We start from the raw sequence: 20733 nt of genomic DNA, 5'->3' as shown, positions 1-20733 counted from the left end.
TCCGGGCGGCAGTTGGGGAAGCGGAGGCGTCAGCACGCCGACGGTGCCGTCAGCCCGCCACCACGCGCAACAGCAGCACCGACCGCTCGGGGACGGTGAGCCGGACGCCCGCGCGCCAGATGGTCCCCGGCGGCCCGTCCTGGTCCTCCAGCGAGGTGTCGACGACCAGTTCGTACGCGTCGGCCCAGGGCGGTCCCGGCAGGGTGCAGGCGACCGGGCGGTGGCCGGTGTGCAGGACGGCGAGGAAGCTGTCGTCGGTGACCGGTCGGCCCTCGGGGTCGCGTTGCGGAATGTCCGTTCCGGAGAGGTACATGCCGAGGGTGGGGGTGGGCTCGTACCAGTCCCGCTCGGTCATCTCCGTGCCGCGCGGGGTGAACCAGGCCAGGTCCCGCAGGCCGTCCGGGCGCTGCGGGCGGCCGGAGAAGAACGCGCGGCGGCGCAGTACGGGATGGTCGCGGCGGAGCGCCACCAGCCGGGACGCGAGGGTGGCCAGGGCCTGCCAGCCCGGGTCGCCGAGGAGCGACCAGTCGACCCAACTGGTCGCGTTGTCCTGGCAGTAGGCGTTGTTGTTGCCGCCCTGCGTACGGCCCATCTCGTCGCCGGCGACCAGCATCGGTACCCCGGTGGACAGCAGCAGGGTGGTGATCATGTTGCGCAGCTGGCGGCGGCGCAGCGCCTGTACGGCGGTGTCGTCGGTCCCGCCCTCCGCGCCGCAGTTCCAGGAGCGGTTGCCGTCGGTGCCGTCCCGGTTGCCCTCGCCGTTGGCGGCGTTGTGCTTGTGCTCGTACGAAACCAGGTCGCGGAGGGTGAAGCCGTCGTGCGAGGTGATGAAGTTGACCGAGGCGTACGGGCGGCGGCCACCCCACGCGTACAGGTCGCTCGACCCGGAGAGCCGGTAGCCGAGGTCCCGTACGTCGGGGTGCGCGCCGCGCCAGAAGTCGCGCACGGTGTCGCGGTAGCGGTCGTTCCACTCCGTCCACAACGGGGGGAACGCGCCGACCTGGTAGCCGCCGGATCCCACGTCCCAGGGTTCGGCGATCAGTTTGACGCGGCGCAGCACCGGGTCCTGGGCGATCACCGCCAGGAACGGCGAGAGCATGTCCACGTCGTGCATGGAGCGGGCGAGCGCCGCCGCGAGGTCGAAGCGGAAGCCGTCCACGCCCATCTCGGTGACCCAGTAGCGCAGCGAGTCGGTGATCAGTCGCAGCACGTTGGGCTGCACGACGTGCAGGGTGTTGCCGCAGCCCGTGTAGTCGGCGTAGCGGCGGCTGCCGTCCGCCAGCCGGTAGTAGCCGCGGTTGTCGATGCCCCGGAAGGACAGCGTCGGGCCCAGCTCGCTCGCCTCGGCGGTGTGGTTGTAGACCACGTCCAGGACGACCTCGATACCGGCGTCGTGCAGGGCCCGCACCATCCGCTTGAACTCGCCGACCTGCTGTCCGCGGGTCCCGGAGGCGGCGTAGGCGGCGTGCGGCGCGAAGTAACCGATGGAGTTGTAGCCCCAGTAGTTGCGCAGGCCGCGGCGGAGCAGGTGGTCCTCGTGGGCGAACTGGTGCACCGGCATCAGCTCGACGGCGGTCACGCCGAGGCGGGTGAGGTGGGCTGTCGCGGCCGGGTGGGCGAGGCCCGCGTACGTGCCGCGCAGCTCTTCGGGGATGTCCGGGTGCAGCATGGTGAAGCCGCGGACGTGCGTCTCGTACAGGACCGTGTCGGACCAGGGCGTCTTGGGCCGCCGGTCGTCCATCCACTCGTCGGCGCCGTCCTCCGGGTCCTCGTCGGCGACGACGACGCCCTTGGGGACGTACGGGGCCGAGTCACGGTCGTCGCGCACGGTGTCGGCGACGTGCTGCTGCGGCCAGTCGCGTACGTGCCCGTACACCTGGGCGGGCAGCGTGAACTCGCCGTCCACGGCCCGTGCGTACGGGTCCAGGAGCAGTTTCGCCGGGTTCCAGCGGGCGCCGGTCCACGGGTCCCAGCGGCCGTGCACCCGGTAGCCGTAGCGCTGCCCGGGCCGGACGCCGGGCAGGAAGCCGTGCCAGATCTCGTGCGTCAGCTCGGTGAGCGGGTGGCGGGTCTCGTGGTCCTCGTCGTCGAAGAGGCACACCTCGACGGACTCCGCGCCGCCCGCCCAGAGGGCGAAGTTGGTGCCCGCCACGCCGTCGGGGCCCGTACGGTAGCGGGCCCCGAGCGGCTGCGGGCTGCCGGGCCGTACCGGCACGGGGGGCGGGACGGCCCGGTCCGTCGCGTCCGTCGCTTCCTGCCTGGGGGCCGGGTGGGGCGGCCGGGCGGGGGATACGGGGACGCGGTGGCCGTTGACGGGCGCGGCACCGGCCGCGGGTGCCGCGCCGGTGCCGGACTCCGTGCCGTTCGCGGTGCCCGGGAACGGCACGTGCGCGGCCCCGGGCTCCGTACCCGCGGGCGGCGCCGTGCATCCGGGGCCGGAGCCGTCCCGCTGACCGTCCCGCCGCCCGTCCCGCAGGCCGTCCTCGCCCCGCACGTCCCGTACCGACTCCTGCTCGGGTGCGCTCGACACAGGCCAGCCTCCCGCGGCTCATGGCTCGGTCGGACGGGGACCGCGCGGCGTCCCGGCCGCGTCCCGGCCCGTCCTCCCCTGTGTTCTTCCCGCAACGGGCCGTCGCCTCACGTTTCCTCGGCGCCGGGGGCTTCGTTGGTCTGTCCGTGACCTATCGCGGCGTGACATATCGGGACATGGAGTGGCGGATCCCCGTAGGGAGGACTCCCGGACGGACCGCCTCCGTACCGGCACCTGCCGTGCGGCGGCCGCCGGAGGGTAACCGTCCGGTACGGCCGCTCCTTCGGGGCAGGGGGCCGTCCTCCATGACGGCCGCCACCGTCGCCGTCCTCACGGCCGCCGTGGCGCTGGCCGGCTGCGGGCTTCCCGAGGCGGTGACCGGGGGCAAGCCGCGGTCCCCGAAGGAGGCGATCAGGGTGACTCCGGGGGACGGCGCGAAGGACGTACGGGACACCGACCGCATCACCGTACGGGTGCCCGACGGGCGGCTGGAGCGGGTCGCCGTCAGCCGGATCGAGGACGACGGCAGCACACCGGTGCCGGGCCGGATCACCCCGGACGGGCTGAGCTGGCGCCCGTCCGGGACGGCCCGCCTCGCGCCGGCCGCCCGCTACACGGTCGACGCGGTGGCCATGGACGGGCACGGGCGCCGCACGGCCCGCCACACCACCTTCACCACGGTCGTGCCGCCGCACCGCCTCGTCGGCTTCTTCACGCCCGAGCACGGCGCCACCGTCGGCACCGGCATGATCGTCTCGCTGGAGTTCAACCGGCCGGTCGCCGACCGGGCGGCCGTCGAGCGCGCCGTCTCGGTCACCGCCCGGCCCGCCACCGAGGTCGCCGCCCACTGGTTCGGCGCCCGCCGCCTGGACTTCCGGCCGCGCACCCGCTGGCGTCCCGGTACGCGGGTCTCGATGGACCTGCGGCTGCGCGGCGTCCGGGCCGCCCCCGGCGTGCTCGGTACGCAGCGCAAGCGGGTCCGGTTCAGGATCGGCCGGGATCAGACCAGCCGGGTTGACGCGGCGGCGCACACGATGACGGTGTGGCGCGGCGGCCGGCGGCTGGCCACGCTCCCGGTGACCGCCGGGAGCCTCACCAGCCCCACGTACAACGGCAGGATGGTGATCCTGGAGCGGCACCCGGTGACCCGCATGGACGGGGACACGGTGGGCTTCGGCGGCGAGTACGACATCCCCGACGTGCCGCACGCCCTGCGCCTGACCACGTCGGGAACGTTCCTGCACGGCAACTACTGGGCGCCGCCGCGTACCTTCGGCGGCGCCAACACGAGCCATGGCTGCATCGGGCTGCGGGACACCCAGGGCGGCGGCCCGGACACCCCGGCCGGCTGGTTCTACGAGCGGTCGCTGGTCGGTGACGTCGTGGAGGTCGTGAACTCCCGGGACCGGGTGGTCGCGCCGGACAACGGCCTCGGTGGCTGGAACATGCCGTGGCGGATGTGGCGGGCGGGCTCCGCACTGCGCTGAGAGGCACCGCGGGACGACGACGTTTCCGGCCGACTTCGGGGCGAACCGGACCCCCTTTCGTACGATCCCGCCCCACGCATATCACTTGAAGCCGAACGGTGACATCGCCGGGTGAAGCCACTGTCAGTGGGGTGTGGTTATCTATCGGCTGAGCGTGCGTGGGTAGATATGCGCGTACGGGGGAGTGCGGGCCGGGCGAGGGAACAAAGGGGCCAGTCGTGAACGTGCAGCAGGGGCAGCCGGTGCCGGGGGCGCGGCGGGCAGGGCCGTCGAGGAGCGGCGGAGTGCTCGCGCTGCTGCTCTCGGCGCTGCTGATACTGGTCACCGCCTGCGGTGGCGGGGGCGAGGGCAAGAAGGGCGGCGGGACCGACGCGGACAAGCAGCCCTCGCAGGCGAGTGTGACGATCACGCCGAAGGACGGCGCCAAGGACGTGGCCACCGACGGCGCGCTGAAGGTCAGCTCCTCGCGGGGCCGGCTGACGTCGGTCAAGGTACAGGACGACAAGGGCAATCCGGTCGAGGGCAAGGTGACCGGCGGCTCGGTCTGGCAGCCCACCGGCAAGCTGCGCGCCGCGACGACGTACAAGGTCGACGCCGTCGCGGTCGACGACCAGCTGCGCGAGTCCGCCCGCCACGCGACGTTCACCACCCTGGTGCCGGAGAACACCTTCGTCGGCAGGTACACCCCGGAGGACGGCCAGACCGTCGGCGTCGGCATGCCGGTCTCCATCAACTTCACCCGCGGGATAACCGACCCCGAGCGCGTCCAGAAGGGCATCAAGGTCACGGCCGAGCCCTCGGTGCCGATCGCGGGCCACTGGTTCGGCAACGACCGCCTCGACTTCCGCCCCGAGACGTACTGGAAGCCCGGCACCAAGGTCACGCTCGACATCGACCTCAAGGGCGTCGAGGGACGGCCGGGCGTCTACGGCACGCAGTCCAAGCACATATCCTTCACGATCGGCCGCAGCCAGGTGAGCACGGTCGACGTGCAGGCGAAGGAGATGTCCGTCGTCCGCGACGGCAAGAAGATCAAGACGATCCCGATCACCGCGGGCGGGCCGGGCACCGAGACGTACAACGGCCAGATGGTGATCAGCGAGAAGCACGAGGTCACCCGGATGAACGGGGAGACCGTCGGCTTCGGGGGCGAGTACGACATCGCGGACGTGCCGCACGCGATGCGGCTGAGCACGTCCGGCACGTTCATCCACGGCAACTACTGGTCCGGCCGGTCGACGTTCGGCTCCCGCAACGCCAGCCACGGCTGCATCGGCCTCTTCGACCAGCGCGGCGGCGGGGACGGCTCCACCCCGGCCGCCTGGTTCTACGCCAACTCGCTGATCGGCGACGTGGTCACGGTCAAGAACTCCCACGACGAGACGATCGCGCCCGAGAACGGCCTCAATGTGTGGAACATGTCCTGGGAGAAGTGGCGGTCCGGCCGGTAGGCGCGGCCCCGGCGGTGATGTGGCCCGGCGGTGGGCGCGGCCCCGCCGCCGGCTTCCGTGCCGTTGGCCGAAGGGCGCCGGTCCGTGCCGCGTTAACGCGGACTAACCTGCCCTCATGACTGTGAACTTCGAGGTCGCCGAGGGCGTCGGCACCATCCGTCTGGACCGCCCGCCGATGAACGCACTGGACGTCGCCACCCAGGACCGGCTGCGCGAGCTGGCCGAGGAGGCCACTCGCCGCGACGACGTGCGCGCCGTCGTCATCTGGGGCGGCGAGAAGGTGTTCGCGGCCGGCGCGGACATCAAGGAAATGCAGAACATGGACCACGCGGCCATGATCGAGCGCTCCAAGGCCTTGCAGGACTCCTTCACCGCCGTGGCCCGCATCCCCAAGCCCGTGGTCGCCGCCGTCACCGGATACGCGCTCGGCGGCGGCTGCGAGCTGGCCCTGTGCGCCGACTTCCGGATCGCCGCCGACAACGCCAAGCTCGGCCAGCCGGAGATCCTGCTCGGCCTGATCCCCGGTGCCGGCGGCACCCAGCGGCTGGCCCGGCTCGTCGGCCCGTCCAAGGCCAAGGACCTGATCTTCACGGGCCGCCAGGTGCGGGCCGACGAAGCGCTCTCACTCGGTCTGGTCGACCGGGTCGTGCCCGCCGCCGAGGTGTACGAGCAGGCGCACGCCTGGGCCGCCCGGCTCGCGGCCGGTCCCGCCATCGCGCTGCGGGCCGCCAAGGAGGCCGTCGACGCGGGGCTGGAGACCGACATCGACACCGGCCTGACGATCGAGCGCACCTGGTTCGCGGGCCTCTTCGCCACCGAGGACCGGGAGACCGGTATGCGCAGCTTTGTCGAAGAAGGCCCGGGTAAGGCCAAGTTCCGCTAGATTCCGCGAGGTTGGCGGGGCCGCTGAGGTGTGGCTGACGCTCGATGCCTCGTGTGGGGGAATTGCAGTAAACGCCGGAACGACCCGGAGGGGGCGCGTCCGCCGTGCACGTTCATCGGGTAGGCACATGAAGTCACCGCAGGTCAGCATGGATTCAGCCGGGTTCTCCCTGCCTTCGGCATATGCCAAGGCGGGGGTCCGGAACCGGGCGTTCCGGGCAGGGCATTCCCTCGGTTCCGCCCCCGTGACCCCCCGGTAACAGCCATGATGGGGGGCATGGCGGGCCTCGAAGGAATGGAGCAGCCGCGGCCGCGGAGCGGCTCGGCCGCCGCACGCTGGGGACTTCCCGAGGGTCTCCCCGGTGCGGGCGCACGGAGCGGCCCGCCCGCCGACGCCCCCGCCGCCCGGGCGCTGGAGCTGGTGGGTGACCCCACGCTGGACGAGGTACGCCTGCCCTCCCGCCCCGAATCGGCCTTCACCGCCCGCCGGTTGACCCAGGCCGTGCTCCAGAAGCGGTGGAACGTCTCCCAGCAACTGACCGAGCACGCCGTACTCCTGGTGTCGGAACTGGTCGGCAACGCCGTCCGGCACACCGGCGCCCGCACCTTCGGACTGCGGATGCTCCGCCGCCGTGGCTGGATACGGATAGAGGTCCGCGATCCGTCCCGCGGCCTGCCCTGTCTGATGCCGGTCCACGAGATGGACATCAGCGGCCGCGGCCTCTTCCTCGTCGACAAGCTCTCCGACCGCTGGGGCGTGGATCTGCTGCCGCGCGGCAAGACGACCTGGTTCGAGATGCGGGTCATCGACCGCTGAGCAGCCGCGCCGCGTGCGGTGGCCGGTGCGTCCGTACGGCCCCGGAACGCGACTGGGGCCCTCCCGCGCGGTACGCGGGTGAGGCCCCAGTGTCGACCGCCGACGGGCGAAAGGGGTGTACCCGCGGGGTCAGGACGACCGTGGCCCGGGTCAATGGGGGGTCGCTGCAACCGACTATCGCAGGCCGGTCGCGACCTTGCCAAAGCGGCAATTGCGGACAAAGTGCATCGAAAGTCGATCAAACGGTGCGCGATCAAAGGTGAGCTACGACACCAGCCTTGCATTCAGTGGTTAGGTAATCGATTCCCTCTATGGTTATGCGAACAAGAGTATGGACTATGCACCTAACTCGGCGGCGGGGAACGGTGGTCGGCAGCGGGACACCGGGGCGGCGGTCCGTAGGATGGGGCGGCCGCACACCGGCGCACCCCGGTGCGTGCCCGGCAGAGGGAGACGGAAGGAGGCCAGGGACATGGAACGCGTACGCCGCTCGGCCGCCGCGACCCTGCTGCTCCTGCTTGCCGTCACCTTCGCGCCTCTGCTGTGCCGGGTGGGCGGCGTCCCGCCGGAGCCGGTCAGGCCGACCGCCATGGCGCAGGCTGCCGTGGCGCAGGCCGCCGCACAGGCGGGTGACGAGGCTGCGGCCGGCCCGGTCGCGCATCACGCCGTAGCCCAGGCGCCGAAGAAGTGCTCCGGACAGCACGCCCCCAGCCAGAACGAGTCGGTCCCGGTCCCCACCCCGAACCGCGGCGAGCCGCCGGCGCCCGCCGCTACCGCGCCCGCCCCGCTCGCCGCCGCGGCACCCGCCTGCTTCGCGCTCGCCCGCCCGCCCACCGGGACGGCCCCCGCCACCGATCACACCGCGCTCCTGCCCGTACTGCGGATTTAGGCCGCTGCCCGTCAGCACGGCCCGACCTCCTTCCCGACCAGTACGTCTGGAGCATCCCCATGCCCACTTCCGCGTCACCCGCTTCACCCACCCGCAAGATCGCCGCCATCGGTGCCGTCGTCGCCCTGGTGGTGGCACTCGTCGCCATCGGCATCGCCGTCGGCAAGGCCGTCGAAGGCGACTCCGACAGCGGCACGAACACCCCCCGCGCCGCCGCCTCCGTCTCTCCCCGGGAGGACGACGGCCAGCAGCAGCTGTACGACCAGCTCGCGCAGCAGACCAGCCGGCGCACGGACGGCGACCCGCTCGCCGTCGGCAAGAAGGACGCCCCGGTCGTCCTCGTCGAGTACGCCGACTACCAGTGCTCGTTCTGCGGGCGCTTCACCCGGGAGACCCAGCCCGAACTGATCAAGAAGTTCGTGGACGACGGCACCCTGCGCATCGAGTTCCGCAACTTCACGATCTACGGCGCCGACTCCGAGCGGGCCGCCCGTGCCTCGTGGGCCGCGGGACAGCAGGGCAAGTTCTGGCAGATGCACGACGAGCTGTACGCCAAGACCAACAAGGGCAGCGCCCTGGCCGAGGACAAGCTCGTCGAGATGGCCCGCAAGAGCGGCGTGGCCGACCTCGACCGGTTCCGCAGCGACCTGAACGGCGCCGCCGCCGCGGCCGCCCTGAAGAAGGACCAGAACGAGGGCTACGGGATCGGCGTCCAGTCCACGCCGTCCTTCCTCGTCAACGGCCGGCCCATCGCGGGGGCCCAGCCCACCGACGTCTTCGAGCAGACGGTCCGCAAGGCCGCCGAGCAGGCCAAGAAGGCCGGTACGTCCGGCGGCGCGGCCAAGGGTTCCGGCAAGGCGGAGGAGCCGGCGAAGTGACGGACATCGGCTACCTCGCCGCCTTTCTCGGCGGCGCCCTCGCCCTGCTCAGCCCGTGCAGCGCGCTGCTGCTGCCGGCCTTCTTCGCCTACTCGCTGTCCCACCCCGGGCGGCTGCTGGCCCGTACCGGCGTGTTCTACCTGGGCCTCGCCACCACCCTGGTCCCGCTCGGCGCGGCCAGCACGGCCACCAGCCGGCTGTTCAACGGCCACCGGGACCTGCTCGTCGCCATCGGCGGCTGGGTGGTGATCGCGATGGGCGTCGCCCAGGTCTTCGGCCTCGGCTTCGCCTTCAAGCGGGCCCAGCAGGCGGCGGCCCGGATCACCCCGCGCTCGGCGGTGTCCACGTTCCTGCTGGGCTGCGTCTACGGCCTGGCGGGATTTTGCGCCGGGCCGATCCTCGGCGCGGTGCTGATGGTCACGGCGGTCAGCGGCTCGCCGGTCTACGGCGCGTCCATGCTCGCCGTCTACGCGCTCGGCATGGCCCTCCCGCTGTTCGTGCTCGCCCTGCTCTGGGACCGGTTCTCGCTGGGCAGCCGGGGCTGGCTGCGCGGCCGGGAATTCAGCGTCGGGAAGCTGCGGCTGCACACCACCTCCCTGGTGTCCGGCCTGTTCTTCATCGGCATCGGCGTCCTGTTCCTCACCTTCAACGGCACCAGCGCACTGCCCGGAATCCTGGACGCGGACGCGGAGGTCCACGTCGAGGAGTGGGTCACCCGGGCCGGGAACGCCGTACCGAACTACGTCCTCGTCGCCCTGGTGGCACTCGTCATCGCCGCCGTACTGGGACGTATCGCCCTGCGCCCGGAGAAGAAGCGACAGGACTGAACGGCCCGGCCCTGCCCACGGCACGTCCGCACGCCTGCCGGGCGCCCCCCGGCAGGCGTGGACGCGTCTAGGCGCTACGGCGCAGCGAGTGGTCCTGCCGGTCCCAGTGGTACGGCTGGTGCGGGCCGGCGTCCGCACGGCGGCGGCGGTCGTTGCACAGCAGGCACCGGCCGTACCCCGGGGGCAGCGGGTCGTCGGGGTCGCCGTACAGCGGGTCGACCGCGCCGTGCGGATGTATGGCGCAGCCGGTCGGGCCGGTGAGCGTGCTCAGCGAGCTGGCGGCGGTCAGCGCCTGCCGCAGGACGTCGACGAGCTGGTCGGCGTCCCGCCGGGTGGGCGCCGCCTGGAGGGAGGAGGCGATGTCGGATGCGGTCGTCAGCGCGGTCTGGAGTTCGCGCAGGTCTGCGTAACCCATGCTTCGGAGCGTAGAGGCCCCCACTGACAGTCGATCTTCCGAGCGCGTTTCACGGCTTCGCATGCCCCGTCCCTGCCCGCCGCGGGCCACGTTCGAGCACCGCACAGGTGATCTTCCCCTGGCTGGAGCATGTCAGGCAGGCGACGTGCGACGTGCGCGACGTACGCCGGGCGACGGGGCGGGGCAGGACGGCGCGGGCGCGGGGACCAGGACCGGCCCCCGCGCCCGCACACCGTCCGCGCCCGCTCAGGGAGCCGTCGGCAGCTCCCGCTTGTGGGCCGTGGCGTGGTAGCGGCGGACGATCGCCTCGTACGCCTGCTCGCCGACCGGCTTGCCCTCCAGGAAGTCGTCGATGTCGTTGTACGTGACACCGAGGGCGTCCTCGTCCGGCTTGCCCGGGTCCAGCGTCTCCAGGTCGGCGGTCGGCACCTTGCGGACCAGCTCGGCCGGGGCGCCCAGCGCCTCGGCGAGCGCCCGGACCCGGCGCTTGGTCAGACCGGTGAGCGGCACCACGTCCGCCGCGCCGTCGCCGTACTTGGTGAAGAAGCCGGAGACCGCCTCGGCCGCGTGGTCGGTGCCCACGACCAGGCCGTCCTGGGCGCCCGCGACCGCGTACTGCGCGATCATCCGCTGCCGGGCCTTGATGTTGCCCTGGACGAAGTCCTGGTGCCGCTCGTCCCGGAAGGCGACCTCGCCGGCCAGCGTGGCCTCCAGCATGGCGTCGCTCGCCGGACGGATGTCGACGGTCAGCACCTGGTCGGGCTTGATGAAGTCCAGCGCGAGCTGCGCGTCGTGCTCGTCGGCCTGGACCCCGTACGGCAGCCGCATCGCGTAGAACGTCGCGTCGTGCCCCGCGTCACGGGCCCGCTCCACCGCCAGCTGGCACAGCCGGCCGGCCGCGGTGGAGTCCACGCCGCCGCTGATGCCCAGGACGAGCGCGCGCAGGCCCGTGGTCGTCAGCCGTTCCGTGAGGAAGGCGACGCGGCGTTCGATCTCCGCCTGGACGTCGAACGACGCGGACACCTGGAGATCCCGGGCGATCTCCTGCTGCTGGGACGTGGACGCCGGGTCGGTCACGGCTGCTCCTTCTGACGAGGCCAGCGCGGTACGCGGGGTGCGTGGTGCTGGTACGGACAGGACTCCTCAGACTCTATGACGGAGATGCCCATTCCTTCAGGGCGGCCCTGTCCGGGAAGTCGGCCACGTCCTTGTCCAGCGGCCGGTCCGTGTACTGGTGGAAGCGCCACGGCGCCTTGATGCGCGGGTGCCCTGCCGAGACGTAGTCGGCGATCCACAGGCCGTCGCCGGCGTACGAGGTCGTGTCGTGGTTGAGCCAGAAGTCGCGGTTGCAGTACAGGAGCACCCGGTGTGTGGGCCGCAGCCGCTTGACCTCCTTCAGGAACTGGTCCTTCTGCGCGTTGTTCGCGTACGTGCCGCCGCCGGTGCGCTCCCAGTCCGCCGCCAGCAGGTCGCCTTCCACGGACGCGCACTTCTCGACGAAGTACTTCGCCTGCGCCGCGATGTTGCCCGGCCACAGGAAGTGGTAGAAGCCCACCACGCAGCCCGCCTGGCGGGCCTTGGCGGCCTGCGCGTTCTGATGCGGGTTGATGTACGAGCGGCCCTCCGTCGCCTTGATGACGACGAAGTCCAGTCCGGTCGCCGAGTACGAGGGGTTGTGGGAGCTGACGTCGACGCCATGCAGCATGTGCGGCCTCCTGCCGACCGAAAACGATCGATTACGATGCGTCACGTGGTGTTATCAGCAGTTCAACATGTCCACGGCGCCTCGCGCCAGTGTCTGACGGCGAACTTCCGCTGATCAACGCGTTGTTGCCGGGCGTGCGGCCGTGGTTGACGTTCTTCGACCGAGGATGATCGACTACCGTTTCGGTAGCGATACGTAGAGGTTCGGGCCCCGATTTCGAGCAGGGGGCGCGCGGTCCGGCCACAAAGGGGGCGCGTGTCGGTCAGAGAACCGCCGGTGTTCGGCCAGACCGGGCGCCCGCGCGTTTCGGCCGCCCGCCGGCGTGCGCGGCGCACCGAGCCGCGACATCGCGCGCGAGGCCCGTATCCCCGCCCCCGAAGTTGCCCCTGGCACATCCGTCCGGCACGAACCATCTCTGACCTTGGCAGACTTACCGGATGACGCACGCCGCACGACACCCCGACGGCGACCGCCCCGCCGGCCCCATCCCGTCCCGGCCCACCACCGCGCTCTCCCTGCCCCCGGCGGAGGCCCCGTGACGCCGTCCGAAACCCGCCCACGACGGCCGCGCGCCCCCGACCCGCTCCGCGCCCCCGGCCGGCTCCGCACCCTCGGCCCGCTCCTCGCCGCCGCGCTGTGCGCCCTGCTCCTCGCCGCCACCGCCGCGCTGCTCGCCGCGCACGGCTGGGACCCGCTCGGCCCCGAACGTGCGGCGCACACCTGGGCCGTGACCCACCGGCCGGTCGCGGTGGCCACCGCCGCCCTCGTGATCACGGCCACCGGCTCCGGCCCCGTCCCGTACGCGCTGGCCCTCCTGGCGGGCGCACTCGCCGGACGGAACACGCGCGAGCGCCTGCGCGCGGCCGCCACCGCCCTCACCGTCCTCCTCCTCGGCCAGGCGGTCCGCTACGGCCTGATGGAACCGATCAGCCGCCCACGCCCCTCCGAGGCCGACTGGGCAGCCCGCGCCACCGGCCACTCCTTCCCCTCCGGCCACTCCACGACGTCCCTCCTGGTGGCCGGCATCCTCGCGTGGGCGGTGCTGACCCGCGCCCGCCGAACACCCACCCGCCGCCTGGCCTGCGCCCTGCTCGGCATCTGGGCGGCGGCGGTCGGCGCCACACGCGTCTACCTGGGCGTCCACTGGCCCGGCGACGTACTCGCGGGCTGGCTGCTCGCCGCCGCCTGGCTCGCCCTCACCCTCCACCTCGTACGAACAGGCCGCCTGCCGATCCCACCCGCCCCTGCCACCCCACGCACCCCCACCGCCGCAACACAGCCCCCGAACAGTTCATGACCAGCCCAGATGTTCCCCAAGGAAGGCATGGACCACCGCGCAGGCGAGCAACACCCCCGTGAACGCCGGCACTCCGCCGCCGGCCACCAGCACCGCACGCACCGTCCGCCCAGGGGGAGCCCTCCATGGAATACCGACACCGCTGCGCACAGCCACGCTGCCCCGCCGCACCGGCACCGGACCCGACCCCGTGCGAAGGCCCCCACGACGCGGCCACGCTCATCTACCCCCACGGCCGCGAGGTGGCGGGCTGCGTCCACCACTGCGCCCGACTCCTGGCCGGCCTCGAAGGCGCCCGGGTCCACCCGTTCGTCCCCGCCGGCAGCGCCATGGAGGTCTACCTACGGGCACGCGAACTGCCTCCGTTCGCCTGGGAGATAGGCAAGTGAGGGGCCGGACACGCAGGTCGGCGGGGATTGTCAGTGCCGGGCCGTAGTCTGCGGGCATGACGACGAACGGGGAAGCGACGACGAACGGGGAAGCGGACGGGGGTGACGGCGCCGCACGACAGCGGACGGCCGGAGAACCCCCGGGCGTCCAGCCGTACTACGCCCAGGCCGCGGAAGCACTGGCCGAGCGGTACGAGAGCGTCCGCTTCGAGACCGTGCACCGGGACTTCCTGCCCCTGCTGCCCACGGCCCCTGCCCGCGTGGCCGACATCGGCGCGGGCACCGGCAGGGACGCCGCCGCCCTGGCCGCCCTCGGACACGAGGTCCTCGCCGTCGAGCCCGTACCAGAACTGCGCCGCGTCGCCCGCCGCCTGCATCCTTCCCCGGCGATCCACTGGCTGGCGGACTCCCTGCCCGACCTGGCCCGACTCGACGGAGCGGCCGGCACCTTCGACGCGATCCTCCTCTCCGCCGTATGGATGCATCTGGAGGAGCCGGACCGCCCGGCCGCGATGCACCGCCTGCACACCCTCCTCGCCCCGGGCGGCCGTCTGCTCATCTCGCTACGGCACGGCCCCCCGCCCGAGAACCGCCGGATGCACGACATCCCCGCCCCCGAAACCGTCGCCCTGGCCACCCATCACGGCCTGCGCCCACTCCAGAAGACCTCCGGCACGGACCACCTCGGCCGCGACACCGTCCACTGGTCGTCCCTCGCCTTCGAAAAGGAGCGGACATGACCCAGGACGACTTCTACGCCGCCGACCCGTCCGCCCGCGCATCGTGGCGGATGGTCATCCTGCTGGGACGCAACGCCCGTACCTACAAATTCGCCCTCGGCGACGCCCTGCTCCGCCACGCGGCCCAGGGCCACACCGAAATCCCGCTGCGCGACCTGGCCGCCTCGTACGCGATGGCGTTCCTCGAACGCCGGGCTCCGCAGGCGCCGGGGAGCGAAGAGGCGCTCGGCGCGACGGACTTCCTGACCGTCACGGCGCAGGAGAGCGCGGAGTCCCGTCGGCTCGGCCGCCCCACCGACCGACTGCTGGACGCCGCGGAGCAGTCGATTCCGGGAATGGTCATGCGCAAGTTCCACAACTACGGCGGCGGTGCGACACCGCACCGCTTCTACGACCTCGCCGGTCGCGGACGCCACCGCACGGTGCGGCTGAGCGAAGCCCTCGGGCAGGTGGCGCGCTCGTACGAGCGGGGAGGGCTCCACGCGGAGCTGGACGCCCGCTGGAGCATCGTGGAGAGCAGCTTCGCGACCGGCATAGGCCGCAGCCTGATCAAGGAGGGCATCTACGTCGACCTGGACACCCTGCACGTCACGGACCGGCACCGGCGCCGCTCGGTCACCGGCGTGGCCCAGGCCGTGGCCGGGTTCCAGCACGGGCGCTGCCACATTTGCGACAAGCCGTTGGACTCCGGCACGACGACCGCCGTGGACCACGTCTTCCCGCACGCCCTGATGCGCCGCTTCGCCAGTGTCGGCGGCTGGCGCGGCCCCGACCTGGACAGCCTGTGGAACCTCGCCGTGGCCCACACGCAGTGCAACCGCGAGAAGAGCGACCGCATGCCGAAGCCCGTCGAGCTGACCCGCCTGGCCCGCCGCAACGAAGCGATCATGCGCTCACCCTGGCCCCTCCACACCACCCTCCGCCGCACCCTGCAGAACGCGGTCCCCGGCCGCCGAATACCGCATTGGACCGCGTTCCTGCGAGAGGTCGGGAAGGCCTGCGCTTGAGCAGTCAGCCGGAGGAAGGAAGAGCCGCCCACCGGCCGGGCTGCGGGGACACGCAGGTGGCTCCCCGCAGCGCGCCCTCAGCCCTCGCCCGCCGGGCCTGTGGGCGCGCGGGACGTGCGCCCCCGCCAGCCGGCGATCCGGGCCCGGAGGGCCCTCAGCACTCGATGATGTTGACCGCCAGCCCCCCGCGCGCCGTCTCCTTGTACTTGACGCTCATGTCGGCGCCGGTGTCCTTCATGGTCTTGATGACCTTGTCGAGGGAGACGTGGTGGCGGCCGTCGCCACGCAGGGCCATGCGGGCGGCGGTGACGGCCTTGACGGCGGCCATGCCGTTGCGTTCGATGCACGGGATCTGGACGAGGCCGCCGACCGGGTCGCAGGTCAGGCCGAGGTTGTGCTCCATGCCGATCTCGGCGGCGTTCTCGACCTGCTCGGGGGTGCCGCCGAGGACCTCGGCGAGGCCGCCGGCCGCCATCGAGCAGGCCGAGCCGACCTCGCCCTGGCAGCCGACCTCGGCGCCGGAGATGGAGGCGTTCTCCTTGAAGAGCATGCCGATGGCGGAGGCGGCGAGCAGGAAGCGGACGACGCCTTCCTCGTCGGCGCCGGGCACGAAGTTGACGTAGTAGTGCAGGACGGCGGGGATGATGCCGGCCGCGCCGTTGGTGGGGGCGGTGACGACCCGGCCGCCGGCCGCGTTCTCCTCGTTGACGGCCATCGCGTAGAGGGTGGTCCACTCCATCGCGTTGGCCTCGGCGTTGCCCTCGGCGCGCAGCGCGCGGGCGCCGTTGGCGGCGCGGCGGCGTACCTTCAGGCCGCCGGGCAGGATGCCCTCGCGGGACGTGCCGCGGGACACGCAGTCGCGCATGACCTGCCAGATCTCCAGCAGCCCGGCGCGGATCTCGTCCTCCGTGCGCCATGCCTTCTCGTTCTCCAGCATGAGGGAGGAGATGGACAGGCCGGTCTCGCGGGAGAGGCGCAGCAGCTCGTCGCCGGTACGGAAGGGGTACTTCAGGACCGTGTCGTCGAGCTTGATGCGGTCCTCGCCGACCGCGTCCTCGTCGACGACGAAGCCGCCGCCGACGGAGTAGTAGGTCTTCTCCAGCAGGGGCGCGCCGCCCGCGTCGTAGGCGAAGAGGGTCATGCCGTTGGCGTGGTACGGCAGCGAGCGGCGGCGGTGCAGGATCAGCTCGGTCGACTCGTCGAAGTCGATCTCGTGGTCGCTGCCTATCTCGGCGCCGAGCAGCCGCAGCCGGCCGCTCTTGCGGATGCGCTCGACCTCGTCGTCGGCGGTCTCGACGTCCACGGTGCGCGGGGAGTGGCCCTCCAGGCCGAGCAGGACGGCCTTGGGCGTGCCGTGGCCGTGGCCGGTGGCGCCGAGGGAGCCGAAGAGTTCGGCCCGTACCGCCGTCGTCTGCGCGAGCAGGCCGTCCTTCTTGAGGCGCCCGACGAACATCCGGGCGGCGCGCATCGGGCCGACCGTGTGGGAGCTGGACGGACCGATGCCGATGGAGAAGAGGTCGAAGACGGAGATGGCCACGGTGGCGGACTCCCTTGTCTGCTCGTGGTGGACGGTGGAGCAAATGGGGCTAAAGGTGCGGACGAAACGGGAGGTACGTTTCTGCGCCGACTGTCGAGCCTAACCCGGACGGCGGACAGACTCTCAGACGGAGGCCATCGGACGGTTGTCCTCCGGCGCAACGGCAGACGTCGCAGGGGAGTCGGCCGCGGTGTCGAGGGCGGGGTCGGTGCCGGTCAGACCGGTTTCGTGGGCGCGGACCCCGGCGCGTACGGCCCAGAAGTAGAAGGCGACGGCGGAGAGCGCGACCAGGGCGATGTCCAGGCCGCCGGGGATGACGCCGTGGCCGCCGAAGTCCGGGCTGCCGAGCGCGGACACCGCGGACATCCACGCGAGGAAGCCGACCAGCCACCAGGCGGGCGCGAACTGCCTGCGCAGATTCGTCTCGCCGCGCCGCCACAGCACCACCGCGGCGACCGGCGCCGCCACCAGCGTCAGCAGTGCGACCTTGCCGGTGTCCGGCCACTTCGACCAGTACAGCGCGCACGCGGCGAAGGCGAAGGTGACCGGGCACAGCACCTTCGCGGCGGGCAGCCGGAACGGGCGCGGCAGGTCCGGCCTGGTCTGCCGGAAGACGCCGACCGCGATCGGGCCGATGAGGTACGAGATCACCATGGCCGCCGAGACCACGCTGGCCAGCGCGTTCCAGCTGTGGCCGACGGTGACCAGCAACAGGACCGAGAAGCCGAGGTTGAGCCACATCGCGGGCCGGGCGGTGCCGTACCGCGGGTGGACGGCGGCCAGCTTCTTGGGGAAGAAGCCCGTCTCGGCGAGGTTCTGGACCATGTACGCGGCGGACGCGACGTTGGCGATGTTGGAGCCGGCCGGCGAGATGAAGGCGCCGAACTGGAGCATCGTGACGACCCAGTGCAGCATCAGGATCTTGGCCAGGTCGGCGAAGGGCGAGTTGAAGTTCACGCCGTGCCAGCCGCCCGCCTGCGCCAGCTGCTCCGGCGGTACGGCGCCGATGAACGCCGTCTGCAGGGCCAGGTAGATCACCAGACCCAGCGAGAGCGCGCCGACCAGCGCGACCGGGATGGCCCGGCCGGGGTTCTTGGCGGCGCCGCCGAGGTTGACCACGGCCTGGAAGCCGTTGAAGGCGAAGACCACGCCGCAGGTGGTCACGGCGGTCAGCACGGCCGGCCAGCCGTACGGGGCGAAGCCGCCGTGCGCGGTGAAGTTCGAGGTGTGGAACCCGGAGGCGATCAGCGCGGCCACGGCCAGGACCGGGATCGCGAACTTGACCAGCGTCAGGACCGTGTTGGCGCGGGCCAGCAGCTGGACCGACCAGTAGCAGGTCAGCCACAGCACGAAGGTCAGCAGCAGCGCGACGCCGCTTCCGGACAGGGTGAGGTGGTTGGTGGCCGGGTCGACCAGGCCCTGGGCCCAGCCGAAGCCCCAGGAGGACATGTACTGGGTGGCGGCGATGGACTCGATCGGGATCAGCGAGGCGACCGCGATCCACACCGCCCAGCCGGTCAGGAAGCCGAGCACGGGGCCGTGCGAGAGGTGGCCGTAACGGGCCATGCCGCCGGGGATCGGGTACGCGGCCCCGACCTCCGCGTAGGACATCGCGATCATGCCGATGAAGACGGCGCCGATGACCCAGGCGGCCAGCGCCGCGGGCCCCGCGACCTGCGCGGCGGAACCGGCGCCGAAGAGCCAGCCGGAGCCGAAGATCGAACCGATGCCGATCATGGTCAGGGCGAAGAGGCCGATCCCCTTGCGGTTGCCCGCGCTCATGTCCATTGCCGTACGTGTTCCGTCCTGCTGCGGTGCGAAGGACTCCGCGTCGTTGAGGAGTCGGTTCTCAGCCTATGGGGCGGAAAATCACCGTAAGGCGGACGGAAAAGCCGGGTGCCCGAGGTCAACGACCCCGGGCACACGGCCTGTTCACCCCGCGGGCACCGCCGTGGCGGCACCTTTCGGGGCGTACTTCATGAAACGCGTCACACGGCCGCGGCGAGTGCCCCACGGGGGCGCTCACACGCGCGCCGAGTGGCGCGGCTCACAGCGGCGGCGTCGAGCTGGTCACAGTGACAGCCGTGAGCCGATCACGGCGACGGCCGCGCGCCGGTCACAGCGACGGGTACAGCGGGTGCTTCCCGGCCAGGGTGGTCACCCGGGCCTTCAGCGCCTCGGCGTCGTACGACGGCTTGAGCGCCTCGGCGATGATGTCGGCGACCTCGCGGAAGTCCTCCGCCGTGAAGCCTCGGGTGGCCAGCGCCGGGGTGCCGATCCGCAGGCCCGAGGTGACCATCGGGGGGCGCGGGTCGTTCGGTACGGCGTTGCGGTTGACCGTGATGCCGACCTCGTGGAGGCGGTCCTCGGCCTGCTGGCCGTCCAGCTCGCTGTTGCGCAGGTCCACCAGGACCAGGTGCACGTCGGTGCCGCCGGACAGCACGGAGACGCCGTGCTCGGTGATGTCGGACTGCGTCAGACGCTCGGCGAGGATGCGCGCGCCGTCCAGGGTGCGCTGCTGGCGCTCCTTGAACTCCTCGCTCGCCGCGACCTTGAAGGACACCGCCTTCGCCGCGATGACGTGCTCCAGCGGGCCGCCCTGCTGGCCCGGGAAGACCGCCGAGTTGATCTTCTTGGCGAGCTCCTGGGTGGACAGGATCACACCGCCGCGCGGACCGCCGAGGGTCTTGTGCGTGGTGGTGGTCACGACGTGGGCGTGCGGCACCGGGTTCGGGTGCAGTCCGGCCGCCACCAGGCCGGCGAAGTGCGCCATGTCGACCATCAGGTACGCGCCGACCTCGTCGGCGATCCGGCGGAACGCCGCGAAGTCCAGCTGGCGCGGGTATGCCGACCAGCCGGCCACGATCAGCTGCGGACGGGTCTCCTTGGCCAGGCGCTCGACCTCGCCCATGTCGACCTGGCCGGACTCCTCGTCGACGTGGTAGGGCACCACGTTGTAGAGCTTGCCGGAGAAGTTGATCTTCATGCCGTGGGTCAGGTGCCCGCCGTGCGCGAGGTTCAGACCCATGATCGTGTCGCCCGGCTTGAGCAGCGCGAACATCGCGGCCGCGTTGGCCTGCGCGCCGGAGTGCGGCTGCACGTTCGCGGCCTCGGCGCCGAACAGCGCCTTGATCCGGTCGATGGCGATCCGCTCGACCACGTCGACGTGCTCGCAGCCGCCGTAGTAGCGGCGGCCCGGGTAGCCCTCGGCGTACTTGTTGGTGAGGACCGAGCCCTGGGCCTCCATGACGGCGGCCGGGGCGAAGTTCTCCGACGCGATCATTTCGAGGGTGGACTGCTGACGGTGGAGCTCGGCGTCGACGGCGGCGGCGACGTCGGGGTCGAGCTCGTGGAGGGAGCTGTTCAGAAGCGACATGACTCTTCCTGGGGTTCGCGGGACGCACGGCCCCGCCGGGCGGCGGGTGGGCTTATCAGCCGGTGAAGGCGGTGTACTCGTCGGCCGTGAGCAGGTCGTCCGGCTCGCCGCTGACCTTCACCTTGAACAGCCAGCCGCCCTCGAACGGGGCGGTGTTCACCAGCGAGGGGTCGCTCACCACGTCCTCGTTGATCTCCGTGACCTCGCCGTCGACGGGGGAGTAGAGATCGCTGACGGACTTGGTCGACTCCAGCTCACCGCAGGTCTCGCCCGCCGTGACCGTGTCGCCGACCGCAGGGAGCTGCACGAAGACGACGTCGCCGAGCGCGTTGGCGGCGTGCTCGGTGATGCCGATCGCCGAGACGCCCTCCTCGGCGGCCGACAGCCACTCGTGCTCCTTGCTGTAGCGCAGCTGCTGGGGGTTGTTCATGTCTTGATTCTCCTGGATACGGTGGCGTGCTCGGTGCAGGGGTCTTGACAGGTGAGACGGGAGTACGTCCGGGACG

19 protein-coding genes are annotated in these 20733 nt (G+C 72.0%); 11 read left to right on the top strand and 8 right to left on the bottom strand.

The annotated features are described in order from the left end of the window. Nucleotides 1-49 precede the first annotated feature (49 nt). On the bottom strand, nt 50-2215 hold the full coding sequence (gene glgX, locus JXZ78_RS03855; RefSeq protein ID WP_238782670.1) for a glycogen debranching protein GlgX: 2166 nt from the start codon (nt 2213-2215) through the stop codon (nt 50-52). Between the two features lie 620 nt (nt 2216-2835). Here glgX and JXZ78_RS03850 point away from each other — a divergent pair. From JXZ78_RS03850 to JXZ78_RS03820, 7 genes are all read left to right on the top strand, one after another. Further along, a complete protein-coding gene (locus tag JXZ78_RS03850; RefSeq protein ID WP_030018246.1) occupies nt 2836-4017 on the top strand; it encodes a L,D-transpeptidase in 1182 nt (393 codons plus the stop codon). A gap of 224 nt (nt 4018-4241) precedes the next feature. Next, the gene (locus JXZ78_RS03845; RefSeq protein WP_238782669.1) at nt 4242-5468 is read left to right on the top strand and encodes a L,D-transpeptidase; all 1227 of its coding nucleotides are present in this window, start codon (nt 4242-4244) and stop codon (nt 5466-5468) included. A gap of 115 nt (nt 5469-5583) precedes the next feature. Next, nucleotides 5584-6351: an enoyl-CoA hydratase/isomerase family protein gene (locus tag JXZ78_RS03840; RefSeq protein WP_030018248.1), complete on the top strand. Its 768-nt coding sequence runs from the start codon at nt 5584-5586 to the stop codon at nt 6349-6351. Between the two features lie 264 nt (nt 6352-6615). Further along, on the top strand, nt 6616-7167 hold the full coding sequence (locus JXZ78_RS03835) for an ATP-binding protein (protein ID WP_030018249.1): 552 nt from the start codon (nt 6616-6618) through the stop codon (nt 7165-7167). A 472-nt stretch (nt 7168-7639) separates the two neighbouring features. Then, complete coding sequence (locus JXZ78_RS03830) at nt 7640-8056, top strand: hypothetical protein (RefSeq protein WP_238782651.1); 417 nt, start codon at nt 7640-7642, stop codon at nt 8054-8056. Nucleotides 8057-8115: 59 nt separating this feature from the next. Beyond that, nucleotides 8116-8934, top strand: a complete 819-nt coding sequence (locus tag JXZ78_RS03825) for a DsbA family protein (RefSeq protein ID WP_030018251.1) — start codon at nt 8116-8118, stop codon at nt 8932-8934. Then, entirely contained in the window at nt 8931-9761 is an 831-nt protein-coding gene (locus JXZ78_RS03820; protein WP_030018252.1) for a cytochrome c biogenesis CcdA family protein, read from the top strand. Before JXZ78_RS03825 ends, JXZ78_RS03820 begins: the two co-directional genes overlap by 4 nt. Before the next feature lie 67 nt (nt 9762-9828). On the opposite strand, the gene JXZ78_RS03815 is transcribed toward JXZ78_RS03820, so the two are convergent. The 3 genes from JXZ78_RS03815 to JXZ78_RS03805 all read right to left on the bottom strand — a co-directional run bounded on the left by JXZ78_RS03815 (nt 9829) and on the right by JXZ78_RS03805 (nt 11881). After that, nucleotides 9829-10176, bottom strand: coding sequence for a hypothetical protein (locus tag JXZ78_RS03815; RefSeq protein ID WP_030018253.1), 348 nt, complete (start codon nt 10174-10176; stop codon nt 9829-9831). 246 nt (nt 10177-10422) lie between these two features. Continuing rightward, nucleotides 10423-11253: an NAD(+) synthase gene (nadE, locus tag JXZ78_RS03810; RefSeq protein ID WP_030018254.1), complete on the bottom strand. Its 831-nt coding sequence runs from the start codon at nt 11251-11253 to the stop codon at nt 10423-10425. A gap of 73 nt (nt 11254-11326) precedes the next feature. After that, nucleotides 11327-11881, bottom strand: coding sequence for a GH25 family lysozyme (locus JXZ78_RS03805; protein WP_030018255.1), 555 nt, complete (start codon nt 11879-11881; stop codon nt 11327-11329). Nucleotides 11882-12416: 535 nt separating this feature from the next. Between JXZ78_RS03805 and JXZ78_RS40630 the strand changes: the two genes are divergently transcribed. The 4 genes from JXZ78_RS40630 to JXZ78_RS03785 all read left to right on the top strand — a co-directional run bounded on the left by JXZ78_RS40630 (nt 12417) and on the right by JXZ78_RS03785 (nt 15314). Beyond that, nucleotides 12417-13178, top strand: coding sequence for a phosphatase PAP2 family protein (locus tag JXZ78_RS40630; RefSeq protein ID WP_078623998.1), 762 nt, complete (start codon nt 12417-12419; stop codon nt 13176-13178). A 125-nt stretch (nt 13179-13303) separates the two neighbouring features. Then, complete coding sequence (locus JXZ78_RS03795) at nt 13304-13567, top strand: hypothetical protein (protein ID WP_030018257.1); 264 nt, start codon at nt 13304-13306, stop codon at nt 13565-13567. Between the two features lie 56 nt (nt 13568-13623). Continuing rightward, complete coding sequence (locus JXZ78_RS03790) at nt 13624-14307, top strand: class I SAM-dependent methyltransferase (RefSeq protein ID WP_167745388.1); 684 nt, start codon at nt 13624-13626, stop codon at nt 14305-14307. Continuing rightward, the gene (locus tag JXZ78_RS03785) at nt 14304-15314 is read left to right on the top strand and encodes an HNH endonuclease (protein WP_030018259.1); all 1011 of its coding nucleotides are present in this window, start codon (nt 14304-14306) and stop codon (nt 15312-15314) included. Before JXZ78_RS03790 ends, JXZ78_RS03785 begins: the two co-directional genes overlap by 4 nt. Nucleotides 15315-15468: 154 nt before the next feature. On the opposite strand, the gene JXZ78_RS03780 is transcribed toward JXZ78_RS03785, so the two are convergent. The 4 genes from JXZ78_RS03780 to gcvH all read right to left on the bottom strand — a co-directional run bounded on the left by JXZ78_RS03780 (nt 15469) and on the right by gcvH (nt 20657). After that, complete coding sequence (locus JXZ78_RS03780) at nt 15469-16851, bottom strand: L-serine ammonia-lyase (protein WP_030018260.1); 1383 nt, start codon at nt 16849-16851, stop codon at nt 15469-15471. Nucleotides 16852-16974: 123 nt separating this feature from the next. After that, entirely contained in the window at nt 16975-18639 is a 1665-nt protein-coding gene (locus JXZ78_RS03775) for an APC family permease (protein ID WP_030018261.1), read from the bottom strand. 328 nt (nt 18640-18967) lie between these two features. Then, nucleotides 18968-20227, bottom strand: coding sequence for a serine hydroxymethyltransferase (glyA, locus tag JXZ78_RS03770; RefSeq protein ID WP_030018262.1), 1260 nt, complete (start codon nt 20225-20227; stop codon nt 18968-18970). A 55-nt stretch (nt 20228-20282) separates the two neighbouring features. After that, entirely contained in the window at nt 20283-20657 is a 375-nt protein-coding gene (gene gcvH / locus JXZ78_RS03765; RefSeq protein WP_030018263.1) for a glycine cleavage system protein GcvH, read from the bottom strand. Nucleotides 20658-20733 lie beyond the last annotated feature (76 nt).

This window comes from Streptomyces monomycini (assembly GCF_022271435.1).
GTDB classification, from domain to species: Bacteria; Actinomycetota; Actinomycetes; order Streptomycetales; family Streptomycetaceae; genus Streptomyces; species Streptomyces monomycini.
This window is presented reverse-complemented; position numbering and strand designations above follow the sequence as displayed.